General features: G+C 71.7%; 18 protein-coding genes. 15 read left to right on the top strand and 3 right to left on the bottom strand.

The features are described from left to right. The first annotated feature begins 18 nt into the window (after positions 1–18). Positions 19–1,230, top strand: a complete 1,212-nt coding sequence (locus QP090_RS27120) for an ammonium transporter (protein ID WP_285942238.1) — start codon at positions 19–21, stop codon at positions 1,228–1,230. A 40-nt stretch (positions 1,231–1,270) separates the two neighbouring features. Continuing rightward, on the top strand, positions 1,271–2,305 hold the full coding sequence (locus QP090_RS27115; protein WP_285942237.1) for a DUF2776 family protein: 1,035 nt from the start codon (positions 1,271–1,273) through the stop codon (positions 2,303–2,305). Here QP090_RS27115 and QP090_RS27110 read toward each other — a convergent pair. Beyond that, on the bottom strand, positions 2,260–3,138 hold the full coding sequence (locus QP090_RS27110; protein WP_285942236.1) for a DeoR/GlpR family DNA-binding transcription regulator: 879 nt from the start codon (positions 3,136–3,138) through the stop codon (positions 2,260–2,262). The two genes, QP090_RS27115 and QP090_RS27110, sit on opposite strands and share 46 nt — an antisense overlap. A 308-nt stretch (positions 3,139–3,446) precedes the next feature. Here QP090_RS27110 and QP090_RS27105 point away from each other — a divergent pair, with 308 nt between their 5' ends. The 7 genes from QP090_RS27105 to QP090_RS27075 all read left to right on the top strand — a co-directional run bounded on the left by QP090_RS27105 (position 3,447) and on the right by QP090_RS27075 (position 11,426). Then, complete coding sequence (locus QP090_RS27105) at positions 3,447–4,496, top strand: substrate-binding domain-containing protein (RefSeq protein WP_285942235.1); 1,050 nt, start codon at positions 3,447–3,449, stop codon at positions 4,494–4,496. A 78-nt stretch (positions 4,497–4,574) separates the two neighbouring features. Beyond that, entirely contained in the window at positions 4,575–5,441 is an 867-nt protein-coding gene (locus QP090_RS27100) for an ATP-binding cassette domain-containing protein (protein ID WP_285942234.1), read from the top strand. After that, entirely contained in the window at positions 5,438–6,703 is a 1,266-nt protein-coding gene (locus QP090_RS27095; protein ID WP_285942233.1) for a sugar ABC transporter permease, read from the top strand. The genes QP090_RS27100 and QP090_RS27095 overlap by 4 nt, the downstream gene beginning before the upstream one ends. A 79-nt stretch (positions 6,704–6,782) precedes the next feature. Further along, the gene (locus QP090_RS27090) at positions 6,783–8,285 is read left to right on the top strand and encodes an FGGY-family carbohydrate kinase (RefSeq protein ID WP_285942232.1); all 1,503 of its coding nucleotides are present in this window, start codon (positions 6,783–6,785) and stop codon (positions 8,283–8,285) included. After that, positions 8,282–9,766, top strand: a complete 1,485-nt coding sequence (locus tag QP090_RS27085) for an FGGY-family carbohydrate kinase (protein ID WP_285942231.1) — start codon at positions 8,282–8,284, stop codon at positions 9,764–9,766. Before QP090_RS27090 ends, QP090_RS27085 begins: the two co-directional genes overlap by 4 nt. Beyond that, on the top strand, positions 9,763–10,386 hold the full coding sequence (locus QP090_RS27080; protein WP_285942230.1) for a histidine phosphatase family protein: 624 nt from the start codon (positions 9,763–9,765) through the stop codon (positions 10,384–10,386). Before QP090_RS27085 ends, QP090_RS27080 begins: the two co-directional genes overlap by 4 nt. Continuing rightward, entirely contained in the window at positions 10,383–11,426 is a 1,044-nt protein-coding gene (locus QP090_RS27075) for a 2-hydroxyacid dehydrogenase (protein WP_285942229.1), read from the top strand. The genes QP090_RS27080 and QP090_RS27075 overlap by 4 nt, the downstream gene beginning before the upstream one ends. A gap of 85 nt (positions 11,427–11,511) precedes the next feature. Here QP090_RS27075 and QP090_RS27070 read toward each other — a convergent pair whose 3' ends face one another. Both QP090_RS27070 and QP090_RS27065 read right to left on the bottom strand, forming a co-directional pair. Then, the gene (locus QP090_RS27070) at positions 11,512–11,769 is read right to left on the bottom strand and encodes a hypothetical protein (protein ID WP_285942228.1); all 258 of its coding nucleotides are present in this window, start codon (positions 11,767–11,769) and stop codon (positions 11,512–11,514) included. Continuing rightward, entirely contained in the window at positions 11,766–12,407 is a 642-nt protein-coding gene (locus QP090_RS27065) for an HNH endonuclease family protein (RefSeq protein ID WP_285942227.1), read from the bottom strand. The genes QP090_RS27070 and QP090_RS27065 overlap by 4 nt, the downstream gene beginning before the upstream one ends. A gap of 184 nt (positions 12,408–12,591) precedes the next feature. On the opposite strand from QP090_RS27065, the gene QP090_RS27060 reads away from it, so the two are divergent. The 6 genes from QP090_RS27060 to QP090_RS27035 all read left to right on the top strand — a co-directional run bounded on the left by QP090_RS27060 (position 12,592) and on the right by QP090_RS27035 (position 20,058). Beyond that, a complete protein-coding gene (locus QP090_RS27060) occupies positions 12,592–13,266 on the top strand; it encodes a C39 family peptidase (RefSeq protein WP_285942226.1) in 675 nt (224 codons plus the stop codon). Between the two features lie 161 nt (positions 13,267–13,427). Further along, positions 13,428–14,963, top strand: a complete 1,536-nt coding sequence (locus QP090_RS27055) for a MutS-related protein (RefSeq protein ID WP_285942225.1) — start codon at positions 13,428–13,430, stop codon at positions 14,961–14,963. Beyond that, a complete protein-coding gene (locus QP090_RS27050; protein ID WP_285942224.1) occupies positions 14,960–16,399 on the top strand; it encodes a MutS-related protein in 1,440 nt (479 codons plus the stop codon). Before QP090_RS27055 ends, QP090_RS27050 begins: the two co-directional genes overlap by 4 nt. A gap of 340 nt (positions 16,400–16,739) precedes the next feature. Further along, positions 16,740–17,405 (top strand): C39 family peptidase, encoded by a 666-nt coding sequence (locus tag QP090_RS27045; protein WP_285942223.1) that lies wholly within the window; start codon positions 16,740–16,742, stop codon positions 17,403–17,405. Between the two features lie 419 nt (positions 17,406–17,824). Then, on the top strand, positions 17,825–18,619 hold the full coding sequence (locus QP090_RS27040) for an MMPL family transporter (protein WP_285942222.1): 795 nt from the start codon (positions 17,825–17,827) through the stop codon (positions 18,617–18,619). Next, positions 18,616–20,058, top strand: coding sequence for an MMPL family transporter (locus QP090_RS27035; protein WP_285942220.1), 1,443 nt, complete (start codon positions 18,616–18,618; stop codon positions 20,056–20,058). Before QP090_RS27040 ends, QP090_RS27035 begins: the two co-directional genes overlap by 4 nt. The last annotated feature ends 21 nt before the right edge of the window (positions 20,059–20,079 follow it).

Here is a 20,079-nt window from a genome sequence, read left to right as displayed (position 1 = left end):
GAGGAAAGGGGGCTGAGAATGGGCAGTGGCATCAACACCGGCGATTCGGCCTGGATGCTGGTGAGTACCGCGATGGTGTTGCTGATGACACCCGGGCTCGCCTTCTTCTATGGCGGAATGGTGCGCGGGAAGAATTTGCTGACGACGCTCTATATGAGCTTCACCTGCATTTCTCTGATCACCGTCGTCTGGTTCATCTACGGGTACGGGCTGACGTTCGGGAAGGACCTGGGCGGGGCCGGGCTCATCGGCTGGAGCGACTTCCGCTTCGCGCACATCTCGCCGCAGGACCTCCACCAGCAGATCCCCACCTACATCTTCGCGTGCTTCCAGCTCACCTTCGCCATCATCACCGTCGCGCTGATCAGCGGGTCGATCGCCGGGCGGGCCCGGTACGGGCCGTGGATCCTGTTCGGCGTCGTCTGGTTCACGCTGGTCTACGCCCCGGTCGCGCACTGGGTCTTCGACGACTCCGGCTGGCTCAACAAGTGGGGCGTGCAGGACTTCGCCGGCGGGCTGGTAGTCGAGATCAACTCGGGCATCGCCGGGCTGGCGCTGGCCCTGGCGCTCGGCCCGGGGATCAGCTTCCGGCGCAAGGAGGGGCCGCGGCCGGGCAACATCCCGTTCGTCCTGCTCGGCCTCGGGCTGCTGTGGTTCGGCTGGTTCGGGTTCAACGCCGGCTCGGCGCTGACCGACGGGGCGGTGGCCGCCCGCGCCTTCGTCAGCACCATGATCGCCGGCTGTGCGGGGATGCTGACCTGGCGGCTGCTGGAGTGGATCCGCTCCCGGCACCTGACCAAGCTCGGCTCGACCAGCGGCGCGCTCGCCGGGCTGGTCGCGATCACCCCGTCCTGCGCCTACGTGAACGTCGAGGGCGCCTTCATCATCGGGATCGTCGCCGCCATCGTGTGCACCTTCGCGGTGGAGCTCAAACTGGTGCTCGGCTACGACGACACCCTGGACGTGACCGGGATCCACGGCGCCGGCGGAATGGTCGGGATCCTGCTGATCGGATTCCTGTCCACCGGCGAGCTGACCGGGACGGCGGGCCTCTTCCACGGCGGCTCGGCGGCGCTGCTCGGCAAGCAGGCGGTCGCGATCGTGGTCGTCGCGCTCTACACCTTCGTCGTCACCTTCATCATCGGAAAGGTCATCGACAAGGTTTTTCGGATGCGCGAGACCGAGGAGGAGCAAAGGGTCGGGGCGGACGCGAAATTCGTCGAGGAATGACCGTGCCACCCGACCGTGAGGAGGAATTGTGAACATCGGGATGAGTATCTTCTATCGCGCCGTTCCCTTGGTGATGGCGGCGATCTGCCTGGCCTTCGGCATTTACATCAGGACCGGCGGCGACACGTCCGCGCATTACACCGCCGGGCAGGTCTGCGTGGCGCTGACCGCGATCTGCTACGCGCTCTTCACCACCGCCGCGACGATCATCCGGCAGATCATCGGCCGGTACGGGCCGCGCTGGCGGGTGGCGCTGCCGGTGTCGGGCTACCTGATGGTGCTCGCCACCGTGATCTGGGGCATCACGATGGTGGTGTGGGGGGACGCGCCCGCGCACGAGGTGGCGGGCTTCGTGGTCATCGGCGTCGGGCTGGTCGCCGCCTGCGTGAGCACGGTGGCGACGGCGTCGTCGGCGTTCGATCTGATCAAGGTGAGCGCCGCGTCCCGGCCGGGGGCCGGCGCGCCCGAGGGCGCCTACCCGGCCATGACCGGCACCGTGCTGATCATCATCCCGGCGGCCTGCGCGGTCGTCGGCTTCCTGATGGCGATCGGGCTCTACATCGCCGGCGGCACCTTCCGCGTCGTCGCCGCGCACGTGGTGTTCGGGCTGGCGCTGGTGTGCACCAGCCTGATCGCGCTGGTGGCGAGCATCGTCCGGCAGATCCGCAACGAGTACGGCGAGGCCGAGCGCTACCGGTGGAGCTGGGTCGTCGTCGCGATGGGGACGATCGCGGTCGTGGTCGGGCTGCTGGTGCTGTGGGGCTCGGACTCCCCGGCCCGGATCGCGCCGGGCTGCGTGCTGATCGCGCTCGGGCTGATCTGCTTCAGCATCCTGTCCAAGGTGCTGCTGCTCGGGCTGGTGTGGCGGCGCTCGTCCGCGCTGGCCGGCCAGATCCCGATCATCCCGGTGGTGACCGCGCTCGCCTGCCTGTTCTTCTCGGCGTTCCTGTCCGAGGCGGCGTCCGGCGACCCCGCCTTCTTCGTGCCGGCGCGGGTGACGGCCGGGCTCGGCGCGGTCTGCTTCACCCTCTACTCGATCGTCTCGATCCTCGAGGCGGGCACGTCCGGCGACTGATCCGCACCCTCGTCCCGGCCGAGGACGTGCAGGCGGACGCCCTGGGCGCGCAGCGGGGCGAGGTCGCGCTCGGCCGCGCCCGCGTCGACGATCACCGCCTCGAAGTCCGACAGCGGCGCGAGCTGGTGCAGCCCGTGCTTGCCGAACTTGGTGTGGTCGATGAGCAGTACCCGCAGGGTCGCGGCCTGCATCAGGGCCCGTTTGACCGCCACGGTCTCCTGCGACTGGTGGTAGCAGAACCCCTCGGTGACCGCCGTGGTCGACATGAACAGCACGTCGGCGCGCAGCGACTGGACGGCCTCGCAGGTGCGCATGCCGAGGAAGGCGTCGTAGGCCGGGTAGTAGGCGCCGCCGAGGCCGATGAGGTCGATGCCCGGCTCGGGGGCCAGCAGCTTCATGATCGCCATGAAGTTGGTGATGACGGTGAGCGGCTCGCGCTCGGGCAGCCGCGCGGCGAGGGCGAGGCAGGTCGTGCTCTCGTCGATCATGATCGAGGAGCCGGGCCGGACCAGCTCGAGGGCGGCCTGCGCGAGCCGGCCCTTGGCGTCGGTCATCACGTCGGCGCGGTAGGCGACGTCGCCGTGGTGGAACGCGGAGGGCTGGGCGGTGGCGCCGCCCCGCACCTTGCGGAGCCAGCCCTCGCTCTCCAGCGCGTCCAGGTCGCGGTGGATGGTCATGATGCTGACGTCGAGCGACTCGGCGAGGGAGTCGATCCTGACGAAGCCCTCCTGGTTGACCCGCTGCCGGATCCGCTGGCGCCGGCTCCGCACCCGCAGTGCCAGGCCGTCGGGGGAGGAGGGCGGCGGGGTCCCGGGATCGTCCTTGGTCGACAACGTGCTCCCTTCGGAGGCGGGTTCCTCTGAGGTGGGTTCCGCTCATCGCGCCGGCGGCCGGCCGGAGCGTCACGCGCCCACCAGAAGTTAACACCTGGGATGTGAGATCAAAGCTCCAGCTCAGCGCCAAGATGGCCGGTTTTCATCACGTTTTCGTCACATCCATGAGTTGATCTATGTTGCAAACTTGACGTTGTCACGGTCCCAAATGTTAACTCCTTAACACTTTGGAAGCGTCCGGGTTCGGGCGGATGAGTGATCCGCATGTGAAACCGGGAGGTTCCCCCGTGCCCCCTAGGAGTGTTCCCATGAAGGCTCGTCGCCTGTCGGCCGTGCTGGCCGCCTCGGTCGTCGCCCTCACCACGGTCAGCGCATGCGGATCGTCGGACGATGGCGCCACGAAGATCGCGTTCCTGATGCCCGACATCGCCTCCACCCGCTACGAGCTGTTCGACGCGCCGCTGTTCAAGGCGAAGGTCAAGCAGCTCTGCGCCAAGTGCGAGGTGCTCTACCAGAACGCCGGCGCCGACGCGGCCAAGCAGCAGCAGCAGGCCGACTCGATGCTCGCGCAGGGCGTCAAGGCGATCGTGATCGACCCGGTCGACTCCGCCGCGGCGGCGACCATCGTCAACTCGGCCCGGACCAAGAACGTGCCGATCATCGCCTACGACCGGCCGATCCCCAAGGCCAAGGCCGACTACTACGTCTCCTTCGACAACGAGAAGATCGGCGCCATGATCGGCCAGTCGCTGGTCGACCAGCTCAAGTCGACCAAGGCCGAGGGCGGGATCCTGGAGGTCAACGGCTCGCCGACCGACGCCGCCGCCGGGCTGATCAAGAAGGGCATCCACACCTCGGTGGACAGCAGCGGCTTCAAGCTGCTGGCCGAGTTCGACACCCCCGGCTGGGAGCCGGCCAAGGCGCAGAACTGGGTCGCCGGCCAGGTCACCCAGTTCAAGGGGCAGATCGCCGGCGTGGTCGCCGCCAACGACGGCACCGGCGGCGCCACCATCGCCGCGTTCAAGGCCGCCGGGGCCAAGGTGCCCCCGGTGACCGGCAACGACGCCGAGCTGGCCGCGATCCAGCGGATCGTCAAGGGCGACCAGTACAACACCATCTCCAAGCCGATCAAGATCGTCGCGGAGGCGGCGGCCGAGGTCGCCACCACCTTCGCCCAGGGCAAGAAGCCCGAGGCCAAGGCGACGCTGTTCGACACCCCGTCGCAGCTGTTCGTCCCGACGGTGGTCAGCCGCGAGAACCTCACCAAGGTCGTCACCGAGCCGGGCTTCGCGCTGAAGGTCGCCGACATCTGCACCGGCGACTACAAGGCCGGCTGCGACGAGCTCGGCCTCAAGTAGCCGGACGATCCATCCGAGACGGCGGCGCCGGTCCGGCGCCGCCGCCCCGTCCCCCCCCTGACCGAGGAGGTACCGCGCGTGCGGCAACCAGCAGCAGAGGCCCCGGAGGCCGGGACGCGCGGCGTCCTCAGCCTCCGGGGGATCTCCAAGACGTTCGGCGCGGTCGCGGCGCTCGCCGACATCGACCTGGACGTCTCGGCCGGCGAGGTCCTGGCCCTGGTCGGCGACAACGGCGCCGGCAAGTCGACGCTGGTGAAGGTCCTGTCCGGGGTGCACGCCCCGACCGCCGGGACGATCACCTTCCAGGACGAGCAGGTCACCATCTCCAGCCCCGCGGTGGCGCAGCGCCTCGGCATCGCGACCGTCTACCAGGACCTCGCGCTCTGCGAGAACCTCAACGTCATCGAGAACCTGTTCCTCGGCCAGGAGATCCGCCCGACCCGGCTGAACTCGGTGGCGATGGAGGTCCGCTCCTGGGAGCTGCTGCGGCAGCTCTCGGCCAAGCTGCCGACCCTGCGGATCCCGATCGCCTCGCTGTCGGGCGGGCAGCGGCAGACGGTCGCGATCGCGCGGTCGCTGCTGGGCGACCCCAAGGTCGTCGTGCTGGACGAGCCGACCGCCGCGCTCGGCGTCGCGCAGACCGCCGAGGTGCTCAACCTGGTCGAGCGGCTCCGCGACAACGGGCACGCCGTCATCATGATCAGCCACAGCATGCCGGACGTGCGCGCCGTGGCCGACACCGTCGCGGTGCTGCGGCTCGGCCGCAACAACGGGGTCTTCCCCGTCCGGGACGTGTCCAACGAGGACATCATCGCCGCCATCACCGGCGCCACCGACAACGTGGTGACGCGCCGCGCGGAGCGTTCGGGCGGCGCCGCGCCCGGGACGAAGAGCGACACCGTGCCGGGCGGGGACACCCCGCCGGGAGAGGACGACCCGTCATGACCGACACCGATACCGACACCGGCACCACCGCCGCCGCGGTGGCCACCGACCTCCAGGACGAGCGGCTGCGCCGGAGGACCGGCGTGAAGGGCGCGCTCGCGGGCGGCCTCGACCGGATCCGCGGCGGCGACCTCGGGCTCGTCCCGGTGATCCTGGGCCTGGTCGTCATCGCGATCGTGTTCCAGTCGCTCAACCAGAACTTCCTGTCCAGCGCCAACCTGGGCAACCTGCTGATGGAGAGCGTCCCGGTCGGGATGATCTCCCTCGGCCTGGTGTGCGTGCTGCTCACCGGGCAGATCGACCTGTCGGTCGGATCGGTCAGCGGGCTGTCCTCGGCGATCACCGCGGTGCTCTTCGTCAACCAGGGCATGTCGCCGTGGCTGGCGGTGGCCGCCGCGGTCGCGGGCGGCGCGATCATCGGGCTGGTCTACTCCCAGGTGTTCATCCGCTTCGGGGTGCCGAGCTTCGTCATCACCCTCGCCGGGCTGCTGGCGTTCATGGGCGTCCAGCTCAAGGTGCTCGGCAAGGACGGCTCGATCAACCTGCCGTTCGACTCGGGGCTGGTGAGGTTCGCGCAGCTCGACTTCGTGCCCGGCTGGCTGTCGTATGTGTTCGTGGTGGCCATCGCCGCGGGGCTGTTCGGCACCGGCTGGCTCGGCGCCCGCGAGCGGCGGCTGGCCAAGCTGTCGGCCACGTCCACGGCGGTGCTCGCGGCGCGCAGCGTCGCGGTGCTGATCGGGTTCGGCGCGGTCGTCTGGTACCTGGACCGCGGGCGCGGCATCGGCTGGATGTTCGTGCTGTTCGTGGTGCTGGCGCTGCTGCTGAACTACGCGCTCACCCGGACCGGGTGGGGCAAGTCGGTGTACGCGGTCGGCGGCAACGTCGAGGCCGCGCGCCGCGCCGGCATCAATGTCAACGCCATCTACACCTCGGTGTTCGTGCTCGGCACCTCGCTCGCGGCGGCCGGCGGCGTGCTGGCTGCGGCGCGGCTCGCCGCGGCCAACCAGAGCAGCGGCGGCGGCGACGTCAACCTCAACGCGATCGCCGCGGTCGTCATCGGCGGGACGAGCCTGTTCGGCGGGCGCGGCAGCGCGTTCTCGGCGCTGCTCGGCATCCTGGTCATCCAGTCGATCTCCAGCGGCCTGACGCTGCTGAACCTCGACTCGGCCTACCGGTTCACGGTGACCGGCGTGGTGCTCCTGCTCGCGGTCATGCTCGACTCGGTGGCCAGGAAGTCGCGGGCCTCGCACGGCCGCGCCTGACCGGCCGGCACCGTTCCAGCAGCACCGTCCGAGCAGCACCGTCCGAGCAGCACCGTCCGAGCAGCACAGAGGGGGAACCATGGCCATGGTGTGCGTGGACGCGGGCACCACCGTGATCAAGGCGGTCGGGTACGACGACGCCGGCCGGGAGGCGGTCGTCGCCCGCCGGCCGCTGCACCTGGACCGGCCGCGGCCCGGCTGGGCCGAGCAGGACATGGGCCTGGTCTGGGAGACCGTCGCGTCCGCCGTCCGGCAGGTGGCCGGCGGGCTGGACGCGCCGGTCGAGGTGATCTCGGTGACCGCGCAGGGCGACGGCGTCTGGCTGGTCGACGGCGCCGCCGAGCCGACCGGCCCCGCGATCCTGTGGAACGACGGGCGCGCCGCCGACGTGGTGCGCGCCTGGCATGAGGCGGGCGTCCCGGGCGAGGCGTTCCGGCTGAACGGCTCGCTGCCGTTCCCCGGCGTCACCAGCGCGATCCTGGCCTGGCTCGCCGAACACGAGCCGGCCCGGCTGGAGCGGTCGGCGGCGGCGCTGACCTGCGGCGGCTGGCTCTTCGCGCGGATGACCGGACGGGTCGCCGTCGACACCTCCGACGCCTCCGCCCCCTTCACCGACATCCGCCGGGGCGCCTACTCCGACGAGCTGCTCGCCCTCTACGGCATGCCGTGGGCGCGGCGGCTGCTCCCCCCGATCGCGGCCGACGACGGCCGGACCGGCGAGCTGACCGGCGCCGCCGCGGACCGGCTCGGGGTGCCCGCCGGGACGCCGGTCGTGATGGCGCCCTACGACATCGCCGCCACCTCGATCGGCTGCGGCACCGTCTCGGCGGGGCAGGCGTGCAGCGTGCTCGGCACGACGCTGTGCACGCAGGCGGTCGCGGGCGGGGTGGCGCCGGACGCCGAGCCGGCCGGGTTCACCATCGCGCTCGGCCTGCCCGGCCGCTACCTGCGCGCGTTCCCGACGCTCTCGGGCGGCGACGTCGTCCAGTGGGCCTGCGACCTGCTCGGGCTGTCGCATCCGGCGGAGCTCGGCGAGCTCGCCAGCCGCGCGCGGCCGGGCGCGGGCGGCCTGGTCTTCCTGCCGCACCTGTCGCCCGCCGGGGAGCGCTCGCCGTTCCTCGACCCGCTGGTGCGGGGCGGGTTCCTCGGCCTGTCGTTCGAGCACCGGCGCGAGGACATCGCGCTGGCCGTCCTGGAGGGGCTGAGCCTGGTCGTCCAGGACTGCCTGGCAGCGACGCTCGCCCAGCCGACCGAACTGCGGATCTGCGGCGGCGGCGCGTCCAGCGCGGTCTGGGCGCAGCTCATCGCCGACGTGACGGGCCTGCGGGTGCTGCGCTCGGCGGACGCCGAGCCGGGCGCCCGCGGCGCGTTCCTGATGGGCCTGGCCGCCACCGGCCGGGTCTCCCGGATCGAGGACGCCGTCGACCGGTACGTGACCCTGCGGGACGCGTTCGAGCCCGACCCCGCGCACACCGGCTTCTACCGCGAGCTGTACCGCGACGTGCTGGTGCTGCGCGACGACGTCCGCGCCCACGGCTCCCGTCTCGCGGGGCTGCGGGACCGCGCCAAGGGGGTGGCGTGACCACTCCCGGAGACGACGAGGTGTGGCTGGGGATCGACCTCGGCACCCAGAGCGTGCGCGCGCTCGCGGTGACCGGTGACGGCCGCATCGCGGGCAGCGGCGCCGAGCCGCTGACCAGTGTGCGCGACGGCCCCCGCCACGAGCAGGACCCCGCATCCTGGTGGGCGGCGGTCCGGACGGCCTGCCGGCAGGCGCTGAGCACCGTCCCGGCGGGCGCCGTGCGCGGCGTCGCCGTGGACGGCACGTCCGGCACGGTGCTGCTGATGGACCGTTCCGGAAATCCGCTGACGCCCGCCCTCATGTACGACGACCGGCGCGCCTCCGCCGAGACCGCCCGCGTCAACGAGGCCGGACGCGCCGTCTGGGCCAGGCTCGGCTACGGCCGCATGCAGGACGTGTGGGGCCTGCCCAAGCTGATGTGGCTGCTGCGGAACGAGCCGTCCCTGGTCCCGGGCGCGCGGCTGGCGTCGCAGACCGACTTCGTCAACCGGTGCCTGGTGGGCCGCGATGTCGCGGCCGACCTCAGCAGCTCCCTCAAGACCGGCGCCGACCTCATCGAGGAGGACTGGCCGCACGAGGTGATGGCCGCCCTCGGCGTGCCGGACGGCCTGCTGCCGCCCCTGGTCCGGTCCGGCGCGCGGCTCGGCACCGTCGGCGCGGACGCGGCGGACGCCACCGGCATCCCCGCCGGGACTCCGGTGTTCGGCGGCGCGACCGACGGCTGCGCCGCGCAGCTCGGCGCCGGGGTGGTCGAGCCGGGGAGCTGGAACTCCGTCCTCGGCACCACCCTGGTCCTGAAGGGCGTGACCCGCGACCTGCTGCACGACCCGGCGGGCGCCGTCTACTCGCACAAGGCGCCCAACGGCACCTGGCTGCCCGGCGGCGCGTCCAGCACGGGCGCCGGCGTCATCGCGCGCGACTTCGCCGGACGCGACCTGGACCGGCTCGAAGCCGACGCGCGCGCGTACGAGGACACCGATGTGGTCGCCTACCCGCTCGGCGCCGACGGTGAGCGGTTCCCGTTCGTCGCCCCCGACGCCCGCCCGTTCGTCCTCGGCGCCCCCGCGGACGACGGCGAACGCTACGCGGCCGTCCTGAGGGGCGTCGCGTACGTCGAGCGGCTCGCCTACGACCACCTGGACTCCCTCGGCGCGCCCCTGGACGGCCGGATCGTCCTCACCGGCGGCGCGACCAAGAGCGCCTACTGGTGCCGGCTCCGGGCCGACGTCCTCGGCCGTTCCCTGACCATCCCGCAGAACGCGGAGCCCGCCCTCGGCATGGCCGTCCTCGCGGCGTCTGCGGGGCGGGACCCGGCCGAGGTCGCCGCCCGGATGGTCCGGGTGAAGGAGACGATCGACCCCCGGCCGGGCGCCGCGGCCCGCCACGCACACTCGTACCTGCGGCTGGTCGGCGAGCTGGAGCGCCGTGGATGGCTCCCGCCCGCGTCCGCCGCACACGTCCGGAAAAGGAACCCTGAATGACCCGCCTCGTACTGGTCCGCCACGGTGAATCCGAGTGGCACCGGGAGAACCGCTATGCCGGAGTCAGCGACGTCGGCCTCACGGCGCGCGGCGTGGCGCAGGCCGGGCGGCTCGCCGTCTGGGCCGCCGCCGCCGGGCTGGACGCCGTCTGGTCCTCCACCCTCGGCCGCGCCCGGGTGACCGGCCGGGCCTGCGCGGACGCCACCGGCCTGGAGCTGCGGTCCGACGAGCGGCTGCGCGAGCTCGACTTCGGCGTGGGCGAGGGGCTGACCGTGGGCGAGATGGACCCCGGGGTGCTGGAGGCGTTCCGCCGCGACCCGGTCCGCGACCACTTCCCGGGCGGCGAGGACCCGGCCGCCGCCGTCAAGCGCTTCACCGCCTGCCTGGACGACATCGCCGCCGCGCACCGCGACGGCCGCGTGCTGGTCGTCGCGCACACCACCGTGATCCGCCTGTCGCTGTGCCACCTGATGGGGGTGCCGCTGAGCGAGTACCGCCGGCTGTTCCCCAGCCTCGGCAACTGCGCCATCAGCGAGATCGCGCTCCGGCCCGGCCAGGTGTCGGTGCTGGAGTTCAACACCCCCCTCGACCACGCCGCTTCCGCCCTGGAGACCTCATGACCGTCCGCGTGCTGACCGCAGGCGACCACTTCGTCCAGAACCGCCTGCTCATCGAGGCCCTGCGCCGCGAGGTCCCGGACGGCGGGCTGGAGATCGCCGAGCTGACCCTGCCGTGGCCGCTGGAGCCGTTCGGCCGGGTCGGCGAGGTGGACGAGGCGTCCGGCACCGAGGCCCAGCTGATCGAGGCCCTCCAGGGCGCCGAGATCTGCCTCACCCAGATGGCGCCGCTCACCCGCGGCATCCTGGCGGCGTCCCCCGACCTGAAGCTGTTCGGCATCGGCCGCGGCGGGCCGGTCAACGCCAACGTCGAGGCCGCGACCGAGCACGGCGTCCTGGTGTCGTTCGCGCCGGGCCGCAACGCGACCGCCACCGCCGAGCACACCCTGGCGATGATCCTCGCCGCGGTGCGGCGGATCCCCGCCACCCACGCCGAGCTCGCCGCCGGGCGCTGGCGCAGCGACTACTACCAGTACAAGGAGGTCGGCCCCGAGATCGAGGGCAGCACCGTCGGCCTCGTCGGCCACGGCGCGATCGGACGCCGCGTCACCCGGATGCTGGAGGCCCTCGGCGCCGAGGTCCTGGTGTACGACCCCTATGTCACCCAGGACGCGCTCGCCGGCTCCGCCCGCCTCGCCTCGCTCGACGAGACGCTGGGCCGCTCGCGCATCGTCACCCTGCACGCCCGCGTCACGCCCGAGACGACCGGCCTGATCGGCGCCGCGCAGCTCGCCGCGATGCCCGAGGGGTCGGTCATCGTCAACTGCGCCCGCGGCGCGCTGCTCGACTACTCCGCCGTCTGCGACGCGCTCGACTCCGGCCACCTGTTCGCGGCGGCGTTCGACGTGTTCCCCGAGGAGCCCATCCCGGCCGGATCGCGCCTGCTCACCACTCCCGGCATCGTGATGACGCCGCACCTGGCCGGGGCGAGCAAGCAGACCGCGGCGAACGCCGCCGACATCATCGCCGCCGACGTCCGCCGCTACCTGGACGGCGCCGCCCCGGTGCACTGCGCGAACCCGGAGGTCCTCCGGCTCGCCTAGCGTCCGCGGGCAGCGGGACCCGCCGCGAACGTGAACGCTTCGGATGGAGGGGCCGAGCAATTCCCGGCCCCTCCACCCCGGCCCTTCAGTCCGGCGCCGTGGCCTCGCCACCGGCCCGGACGCGCTCCAGGACCTCCCGGTGCACGTCCGCACCAGTGCGTCCTCTGAGCGGAACGGGGCTGCCTTGCAGCGTGTACCACTCGTCCGCGCCGGTGTACTGGACGGCGATGTGCGCCTTGTCGTCCCGGACGGTGGTCACGACGGTCAGGTCCCCGGTGACCACTCCGACTTCGACGGTCATGACCCCGCCGGGCCCCGCGGTCACCTGATCCTCATGGGTCATCGGCAGGTGTCGAGCATCTCGGTCAGGCTGCTCCGCTCCGCCGCGGTGACGTTCAGGCGATAGAGGTGTTTGATGTCGATCCACGCTCGGCTGTATGTGCACCAGAAGGACCGTAGCGGCGGCTTCCACTGGTCGGGGCTCTGATCGCCCTTCGAGCGGTTGGACGCGGCGGAGACCGCGACGAGCTGCGGGTGGACGAGGTCGTTGGCGAACTCCTTGCGGTGCGGGGTGGTCCAGGTGTCGGCGCCCGACCTCCAGGCGTTGGCGAGCGGGACGACATGGTCGATGTCGAGCTGGGACGCGGAGGTGAAGGTCTTCCCGTCGTAGACGCTGAGCCAGGTGCCCGACACCGCGCGGCACTTGGCGTCCTGGGCGACGTTCCTGCCGTCGCGCTTCAGCACGACCTCGCGGGTGTCGCAGTCGGCGCCCTGCTGGGCCCAGTGCGGGAACTTGGCACGGCTGTAGCCGGTCATCGAATGCGGCGCGGCCACGGTGAGTCCGCTCAGCTCGGTGCGCGCCTTGGCGGCGGACGAGGGCTCGGGCAGCTCGCGCGCGGACGCGGCGGTGGCCGTCCACGCGGTCACGGACAGGGACGCGGCGAGACCGGCGGCGATCCGCCGGGCGGATGTTCTGATCATGATCTACATGTAGATCGAATCTCCCTCCGGGGCCGGGAGGTGATGATCAGGGCGCGTCCGGGCGACAAGCCTCAGTCCGGCACGCTTGGACGCGATTCCGGGATCCCGGACCGGCCGCCGCGCGCGTGATCTAGGGCCCGAGGACTCTATTTCCCAGGTGATCGATTCGAGCAGAATTCCCGCCATGGCCAAGCCTCCGGGCATGCGCGCATTCGTCGGCGCGCTCGCCCTCGCCCCCACCGTTCTGCTCGTCTCGATTCCGACGGCCGCGCACGCCGCGGCGCCCGCCGCGCCCACCGCGCCCATGCGCGCGCCCGTCACCGCCCCGGTCGCGCCCGCGTCCGGCGGCATCTCGATCCAGACCACCAAGACGCTCTCGATCGTCACGCAGACGCAGTCGACCGGCTACTACTGCGCGCCCGCCGCTGGACGGGTGCTGCTGTCCCGGTTCCTCAGCAAGTCGAAGCTGCCCTCGCAGAAGTACATCGCGGGCAAGATGTCGACGAAGACGTCAGGTACCACCAGAAGCAATAACATCAAGGGCCTGAACAACACGGGCATCCGCAACAAGCACGAGTTCATCAACACCCACCCGAGCAACGCCGGGAACCTGTGGACGTTCGTCATCAACTCCACCAAGAAGGGCTGGGTGATGGCGGGGGGTGTCCAGTACGGCCACCGTCCCTACGGCCGCACGACCAGCGACAAGACCGGTCACATCATCGTCGCCTACGGCTACTCGACGACCGGCGGTAAGTACATCTACTGGTGGGACCCGATCGACAACTCGCGCCACAAGGCGTCGTTGTCGAAGTCCTGGTCGTCCATCAGCAGGGGAGGCAAGTTCCTGATCGGCTGAGCGCCGTGAACCGGGGCAGCCCCTGTGGCTGCCCCACTCACCGACGCTCCCGGGACCCGGCAGAGGATCACGCGCCCACATTCCCACCCACGCTGTCGACGTTCCGTTGTACTTTGGGCGTTCGCTGGAATCTTCGGTACAGGCGAGAGACCGGGGGCCGGATGGGCGTTCGCAGCATCCTGTTCGAAACGCTCGAGCACGCCGGGGAACCGGGCGTCGCGGAACCCGGGCACTTCCGCGACCTGAACCTCGACCAGATCGTGCGCGCGGCCACGGAGGCGGCCGGCGCGGAGGCGGTCGCCCCGTACTTCCGCCGCCCGCTGCGCGACCCCGGTCTGGTCGCCTTCCGCCAGCACATCTTCCGCGACCTGGAGGACCCGGCGGTGCGCCGCGTCGCCGAGCGCTTCACCGCGTCGGTCGCCCGGACGCGCACCCGGCTGGAGGCGCTGGCGCGCAGGAAGCACCCGCCGCAGGCGCACCGCTGGTTCCTGGAGATCGTGCTCGACTACACCGCGGCGGTGAGCGGGCTCGCCGAAGGACTCGACACGTCCGCCGCGACCTCGCCCGGCCTGCGGGCGCTCCGCGACGACGTGGCCGAGCACGTCCGGGCCGCGCCCTTCGGCGCTCTGCGCGAGGGGGCGCGGCGGTTGCGCGACCGGCTCGGCGAGGTCCGCTACGACATCCTCCTGCGCGGCGACCAGGCCGGCGTCGCCCCGCACGACGAGGACGGACGGTTCGACTACACCGAACGCGTCCTGGCGACGTTCGAGCGGTTCCGGCAGGAGCCGCCGCCCGAGGAGCACGAGGACACGGCGCCCGCGCTCGGCCTGGACGTCGTCGAGGCGGGCATCCTGGACCTGGTCGCCGAGCTGTTCCCCGCCTTGTTCGGCGACCTGGCCGCGTTCCACGGTGCGCACCGGGACTTCGTGTCCGCGGAGATCGTCCGCGCCGACCGCGAACTGCGGTTCTACCTCGGCTACCTGGCCTTCCTCGCGCCCGTGCGCGAGGCGGGCATGCCGACCTGCTACCCGGCGGTCTCGGCCACCGGCGGGGAGCTGCTCGCCCGCGACGTCTACGATCTGGCGCTGGCCGCCAAGCTGGCCGCCGACGGCGGACGCGCGGTGACCAACGACCTGCGCCTGGACGGTGCCGAGCGCGTCCTGGTCGTCTCCGGGCCGAACCAGGGCGGCAAGACCACCCTGGCGCGCGCGTTCGGCCAGTTGCACCACCTCGCCGCGCTGGGCTGCCCCGTCCCGGGACAAGAGGTGCGGATCTTCCTGCCGGACCGCGTCTTCACCCACTTCGAGCGCAGGGAGACCTTCGGCGGGCTGGCCAGCAAGCTGGAGGAGGAGCTGCTGCGGATGCGCACGATCCTTGAGCACGCGACCCCGCGGAGCGTCATCGTCCTCAACGAGATCCTCAGCTCGACGACCCCGGACGACGCGCGCCTGCTCAGCGAAGCCCTGCTCGCCTCGATCGTCCGACTGGACGCGCCCTGCCTGTGGGTGAGCTTCGTCGACGAGCTGTCCCTGATGAGCCCCACGGCGGTGAGCATGGTCGGCACCGTGGCCGGAGACAGCACGACCCGCACCTACAAGGTGGTCCGGCGGCCCGCCGACGGCCGCGCCCACGCGCTCGCCATCGCCGAGCGGCACGGCCTCACCCACGCGCAGATCATCGGAAGGGTGCGCCGATGAGGCCCGGACTGCTGTTCGCGGGCGACGGCGCTGCGCCGCCCGCCGACGCCGACGCCGACGACCTTCAGCTCGACGGCCTGTGGGCGGCCATGGCGCGCGGGGACGAGGGCCTGTACGCCGCGTCCCGGACGGTGACCCTCGCCCCGCTCACCGACCCGGCGGCCATCGCCCACCGGCAGCGGGTGCTCGGCGACTGCCTGGAGAACCCGTCCGCCGTCCGGTCCCTGCACGCGCTGGCCACCGAGGCGGTCACCGAGCAGCAGCGGATCTTCCACGGCGCGACCTTCAGCCGGTCGCTGCGGATGCTGGAGCAGTCCTGCGGGCAGCTCCGGCGGCTCCGCGACCTCGCGTCCGGACACGCGCGCGCCTTCCGCTCGCCCGGCTTCACCCGGCTGTTCGCCTCCCTGCGGACCGAGCTGGACGAGGACTACCTCCGCGGCGCGGAGGCACTGCTCGACCAGCTCCAGTTCGAGCACGGCATCCTCGCCGAGGCGCGCCTCGGACCGGGCAACAGCAGTACCGGCTTCCGCCTGCACGAGCCGCCAGGCAAGGGGCGCGACCCGTCCGTCCGGCGGTTCCGCAAGTCCGGGCTGACCTTCACCGCCCCGGCCGACAACGAGGAGAGCTGGCGCGCGCTGCCCGCCTTCCGCAACCACGTCCTGGCCGACGTCTCGCGGGCGGCGGCCGACTCGGCCGCGCACGTCCGCGACTTCTTCCTCGCCCTGCGCGACGAGCTGGGCTTCTACGTCGGCTGCCTCAACCTCGCCGAGTCCCTCACCGGCCTGGGCCTCCCGATCTGCATGCCGCAGGTGGGGGACCCGGCCCCGTCCGCGCGGAACCTCTACGAGCCGTGCCTGGCGCTGCTGCGCGGCGGGGCGGTCGGCAACGACCTCGACGCGGCCGGGGCCGCGCTGATCATGGTCACCGGCACGAACCGGGGCGGGAAGTCGACCTTCCTGCGCAGCGTCGGGACGGCGCAGCTCATGATGCAGTGCGGGATGTTCGTCCCCGCGCGGCGCTTCGCGGCCCCCGTCGCCCACGGGATCTTCACCCACTTCAGGCGCGAGGAGGACCGCTCGATGTCCAGCGGCAAGCTGGACGAGGAGCTGGCCAGGATGAGCGCGGTCGTCGACCGGCTGAGCCCCGGCGCGCTGCTGCTGTGCAACGAGTCGTTCGCCTCCACCAACGAGCGCGAGGGCTCCGACATCGCGGCCGAGATCATCCGTGCGCTGACCGGCCTCGGCGTGCGCGTGGTGTTCGTGACGCACCTGTACGACCTGGCTCGCCGCATGCACGCCGACGCGGACCCCGGCCGGCTGTTCCTCACCACCGAGCGGGACGCCGGAGGCGAGCCCACCTTCCGGATCGTCCCCGGCGAGCCCTCGCCCACCGCCCACGCCCGCGACCTCTACACCCGCGTGTTCGGCGATGCGTAGTTTCTTGCTCGCCCGGCCCGGCGTCCTCGCCTGGCGGCTCGGACGCCGACCGTGCTCGGGCGAGCGCGACATCGCTTCGCGATCTGGCCGGTGAGGCTCGCCTCCGGCTTCGCCCCACCGGCCAGGTAGCGCGCTCGCGCAACGGCTGGGCACTTTGAGACAGGCCCCGCGCCCGCCCGAGGAGGAGAGCGCCTTCGCCGGCCTCGTTCTCAACGGCCGACGAGCCCTTGGCGGCGCTCACATTCTGCGACCGTGCGTAAACGGGGTCCTTTTCCAGGCGTAGACCTTAGGGCCCAGGGGCCCTATTTCTCAGGTGATCGATTCGAGCAGAATTCCCGCCATGGCCAAGCCTCCGGGCATGCGCGCATTTGTCGGCGCGCTTGCCCTCACCCCTGCCGTCCTGCTCGTCTCAAGCCCGACGGCCGCGCACGCCGCGGCACCCGCGGCGCCCGTGCGCGCGCCCGTCACCGCCCCGGTCGCGCCCGCGTCCGGCGGCATCTCGATCCAGGCCACCAAGACGCTCTCGATCGTCACGCAGACGCAGCCGAACAACTACTACTGCGGGCCCGCCAGCGGCCGGGTGATGTTGTCCCGGTTCTTCAGCAAGTCGAAGCTTCCCTCGCAGAAGTATCTCGCGGGCAAGATGTCGACGAAGAAGTCCGGCACCAGCAACAGCAACCTCATCAAGGGCCTGAACAACACGGGCATCCGCAATAAGCACGAGTTCATCAACACCCAGCCGGCCAATTCCGGGAAGCTGTGGACGTACGTCACCAACGCCACCAACAAGGGCTGGACGATGACGGGCCGGGTCGAGTTCGGCCACCGTCCCTACGGCCCCACGAACAGCGACAAGGCCGGCCACTACATCGTCGCCTACGGCTACTCGACGACCGGCGGTAAGTACATCTACTGGTGGGACCCGATCGACAACTCGCGCCACAAGGCGTCGTTGTCGAAGTCCTGGTCGTCCATCAGCAGGGGAGGCAAGTTCCTGATCGGCTGAGCGCCGTGAACCGGGGCGGCCCTCCGTGGCCGCCCCACCGGTCGCCCTGACGCCTCAGCGCGCCGCCGAGATGTGCGGGTGGCGCCTGGTCGGGAGGGTCCTGCGACGGGGTCCCGGACCGCAGGCTCTGGGGCGCCTGCCCGCCTTCCACCGGCGTATACGCGGGCTGTCAGAAAAATCTAACACTGCCAAATCTTCTTCTGCGTCACTAACGTCGTCAACGGCGACGAGGAGTGCGTTTTCGCGTCCCGTCCCGAGTCCGAGCCCGCACGCCCCTGACGGGCGAAGGGCAGCCGCGGCGCGGCGCCGGCTCCTCGTCGGGCAGGGGAACCGTCGCCACGGGCGCGTGGTTCCCATTCCTTCAGGCCGACCGTGGCTGCCGCACGTCGTTTTCACCGTAGGACGCAAGGAGATCGTGCATGTTTGACCGCATAGCCGAGCTGGCGATTCGCCGGTCCCGGCTGGTCCTGGTGGTCGCCACCCTGGCCGTGGCCCTGATGGGCGTCGTGGGCGCCGGGGCGTTCGCCAAGCTGGTGGGGGGAGGCTTCGACGACCCGGCCTCCGAGTCCACCCGTGCCGGGCGGGTCATCGACGAGAAGTTCGGCGGGGAGACGAACCTGGTCCTGCTGGTCCGCGCGCCCGAAGGGGGCGTCGACGCCGCTGCCGCCAAGCAGAGCGGCCAGGCCTTGGCGGCCGACCTCAAGAAGGAACACGACCTTGAGAACGTGATCTCCTATTGGGACACGGGCAGCCCTGATCTCCGTTCCAAGGACGGCCGCCAGGCCATGGTGCTCGCCACGATGAAGGGGGAGGACAAGGAGCAGGAGGAGAACCTCCAGGGCATCCTCGACGCCTACACCGGACCCGACAAGGGCGGGCTCTCCGTCCAGGCCGGAGGGGCCACCGCGGTGGCCGGCGAACTGTCGACGCAGGTGGTGAGCGACCTCGTCCTGGCCGAGAGCATCGCCGTCCCGCTGACGCTGGTGCTGCTCCTGGTCGTCTTCGGCAGCGTGGTCGCGGCCGTGCTGCCGCTGATCATCGGCACCATCGCGATCGTCGGGACGTTCGCCGAACTCGCCCTGCTCGGCGGGTTCACCGACGTCTCGGTCTTCGCGACCAACCTGACCACGGCCCTCGGCCTCGGCCTCGGCATCGACTACGCGCTGCTGATGATCAACCGGTTCCGGGAGCAGCTCGCGGCCGGGCGGAGGTGAACGACGCCGTCCGGCACACCGTGCACACCGCGGGCCGGACGGTCGCGTTCTCCGCCGCGACGGTGGCCGCCGCGCTGGCGGCGCTGCTGGTGTTCCCGCAGTTCTTCCTGCGCTCGTTCGCGTTCGCCGGGGTCGGTGTGCTCGTCGTCGCCGCGGTCAGCGCCCTGATCGTGATGCCCGCGCTGCTCGGCGTCCTCGGTCACCGGGTCAACAGCGGCCGGCTGTCGTGGGCCAAGTCCGAGCGGCCGGACGCCCGGGGGTCCATGTGGGGACGGCTGGCCGGCACCGCCATGCGACGTCCCGCGCTGACCGCGCTGCCGGTTCTCCTGGTGCTGCTGCTGGCCGCGAGCCCGCTGCTGGGCGTCAGCTTCGGCACGTCGGACGAGCGGGTGCTGCCCGAGGACGCCGAGAGCCGCCAGGTCGCGACCGCGCTGCGGGAGAACTTCGGCGGCAACGACGCCGCGGCCATCAACATCGTGATCGACCGGCCCGTGGCCGCGGGCCCGCTGGGCTCGTACGCGTCCGAACTGTCCGGGCTCAAGGGCGTCGTCCGCGTGGCCGCGTCCACCGGGGACTACGTCGGCGGACGGCCCGCGGCGGCAGGTTCCGGCAACGCCGCCCTCGGCCGTCCCGACGCTCAGCGGATCAACGTGGTGAGCTCGCTGGCGCCGAAGTCGGACGAGGCCCAGGCGCTGGTCGAGCAGGTGCGGTCGGTCACGGCGCCGGCCGCCGAGTCGCACCGCCTGGTGGGCGGACGCGACGCCGAACTGGTGGACTCCAAGGACTCCATCGCCAGCCGGCTCCCGCTCGCCGTGGGGCTGGTCGCCCTCACCACCTTCCTCCTGCTCTTCCTGTTCACCGGCAGCGTCGTGCAGCCGCTGCGCGCGCTGGTCCTCAACATGGTCAGCCTGGGAGCGGCCGTCGGCGTCATGACCTGGATCTTCCAGGACGGCCACCTCGCCTCCCTGCTCGGCTTCACCCCGCAGCCGATGGACACGTCGATGACCGTGCTGATGTTCTGCATCGCCTTCGGCCTCTCGATGGACTACGAGGTGTTCGTCCTCAGCCGGATCAAGGAACTCCACGACCAGGGCGAGGGGACCGAGTCCGCCGTGGTCAACGGCCTCGGGCACACGGGACGCATCGTCAGCGCCGCGGCCTGCCTGCTGGCGGTGAGCTTCTTCGCGTTCGGGACGGCCAAGGTCAGCTTCATGCAGATGTTCGGCCTCGGCAGCGCGCTGGCCATCCTCATCGACGCGGTCGCCGTGCGCGGCATCCTCGTGCCCGCCGCCATGCGGCTGCTCGGCCGCTCGGCCTGGTACGCGCCCGGGTTGATGCGCAGGTTCCACGGACGATTCGGGCTCAGTGAAAGCGGCCCCGCGCCCGCGCCGGGTTCGGTGGCCAGGGTGCCGCACGCGATGGACTCAACGCAGGTCTGACCACGCGGGACCACGCCCCCG

The sequence above is a fragment of the Actinomadura xylanilytica genome, from assembly GCF_030283145.1.
In the GTDB taxonomy this organism is placed as follows: Bacteria; Actinomycetota; Actinomycetes; order Streptosporangiales; family Streptosporangiaceae; genus Spirillospora; species Spirillospora xylanilytica.
This window is presented reverse-complemented; position numbering and strand designations above follow the sequence as displayed.

Bases quoted from the DNA above. Each gene is read 5' to 3' on its own strand.
- QP090_RS27120 (WP_285942238.1), top strand. From the start codon at position 19: ATGGGCAGTGGCATCAACACCGGCGATTCGGCCTGGATGCTGGTGAGT.
- QP090_RS27115 (WP_285942237.1), top strand. From the start codon at position 1,271: ATGAGTATCTTCTATCGCGCCGTTCCCTTGGTGATGGCGGCGATCTGC.
- QP090_RS27105 (WP_285942235.1), top strand. From the start codon at position 3,447: ATGAAGGCTCGTCGCCTGTCGGCCGTGCTGGCCGCCTCGGTCGTCGCC.
- QP090_RS27095 (WP_285942233.1), top strand. From the start codon at position 5,438: ATGACCGACACCGATACCGACACCGGCACCACCGCCGCCGCGGTGGCC.
- QP090_RS27090 (WP_285942232.1), top strand. From the start codon at position 6,783: ATGGCCATGGTGTGCGTGGACGCGGGCACCACCGTGATCAAGGCGGTC.
- QP090_RS27080 (WP_285942230.1), top strand. From the start codon at position 9,763: ATGACCCGCCTCGTACTGGTCCGCCACGGTGAATCCGAGTGGCACCGG.
- QP090_RS27075 (WP_285942229.1), top strand. From the start codon at position 10,383: ATGACCGTCCGCGTGCTGACCGCAGGCGACCACTTCGTCCAGAACCGC.
- QP090_RS27070 (WP_285942228.1), bottom strand. From the start codon at position 11,769: ATGACCCATGAGGATCAGGTGACCGCGGGGCCCGGCGGGGTCATGACC.
- QP090_RS27065 (WP_285942227.1), bottom strand. From the start codon at position 12,407: ATGATCAGAACATCCGCCCGGCGGATCGCCGCCGGTCTCGCCGCGTCC.
- QP090_RS27060 (WP_285942226.1), top strand. From the start codon at position 12,592: ATGGCCAAGCCTCCGGGCATGCGCGCATTCGTCGGCGCGCTCGCCCTC.
- QP090_RS27055 (WP_285942225.1), top strand. From the start codon at position 13,428: ATGGGCGTTCGCAGCATCCTGTTCGAAACGCTCGAGCACGCCGGGGAA.
- QP090_RS27050 (WP_285942224.1), top strand. From the start codon at position 14,960: ATGAGGCCCGGACTGCTGTTCGCGGGCGACGGCGCTGCGCCGCCCGCC.
- QP090_RS27045 (WP_285942223.1), top strand. From the start codon at position 16,740: ATGGCCAAGCCTCCGGGCATGCGCGCATTTGTCGGCGCGCTTGCCCTC.
- QP090_RS27040 (WP_285942222.1), top strand. From the start codon at position 17,825: ATGTTTGACCGCATAGCCGAGCTGGCGATTCGCCGGTCCCGGCTGGTC.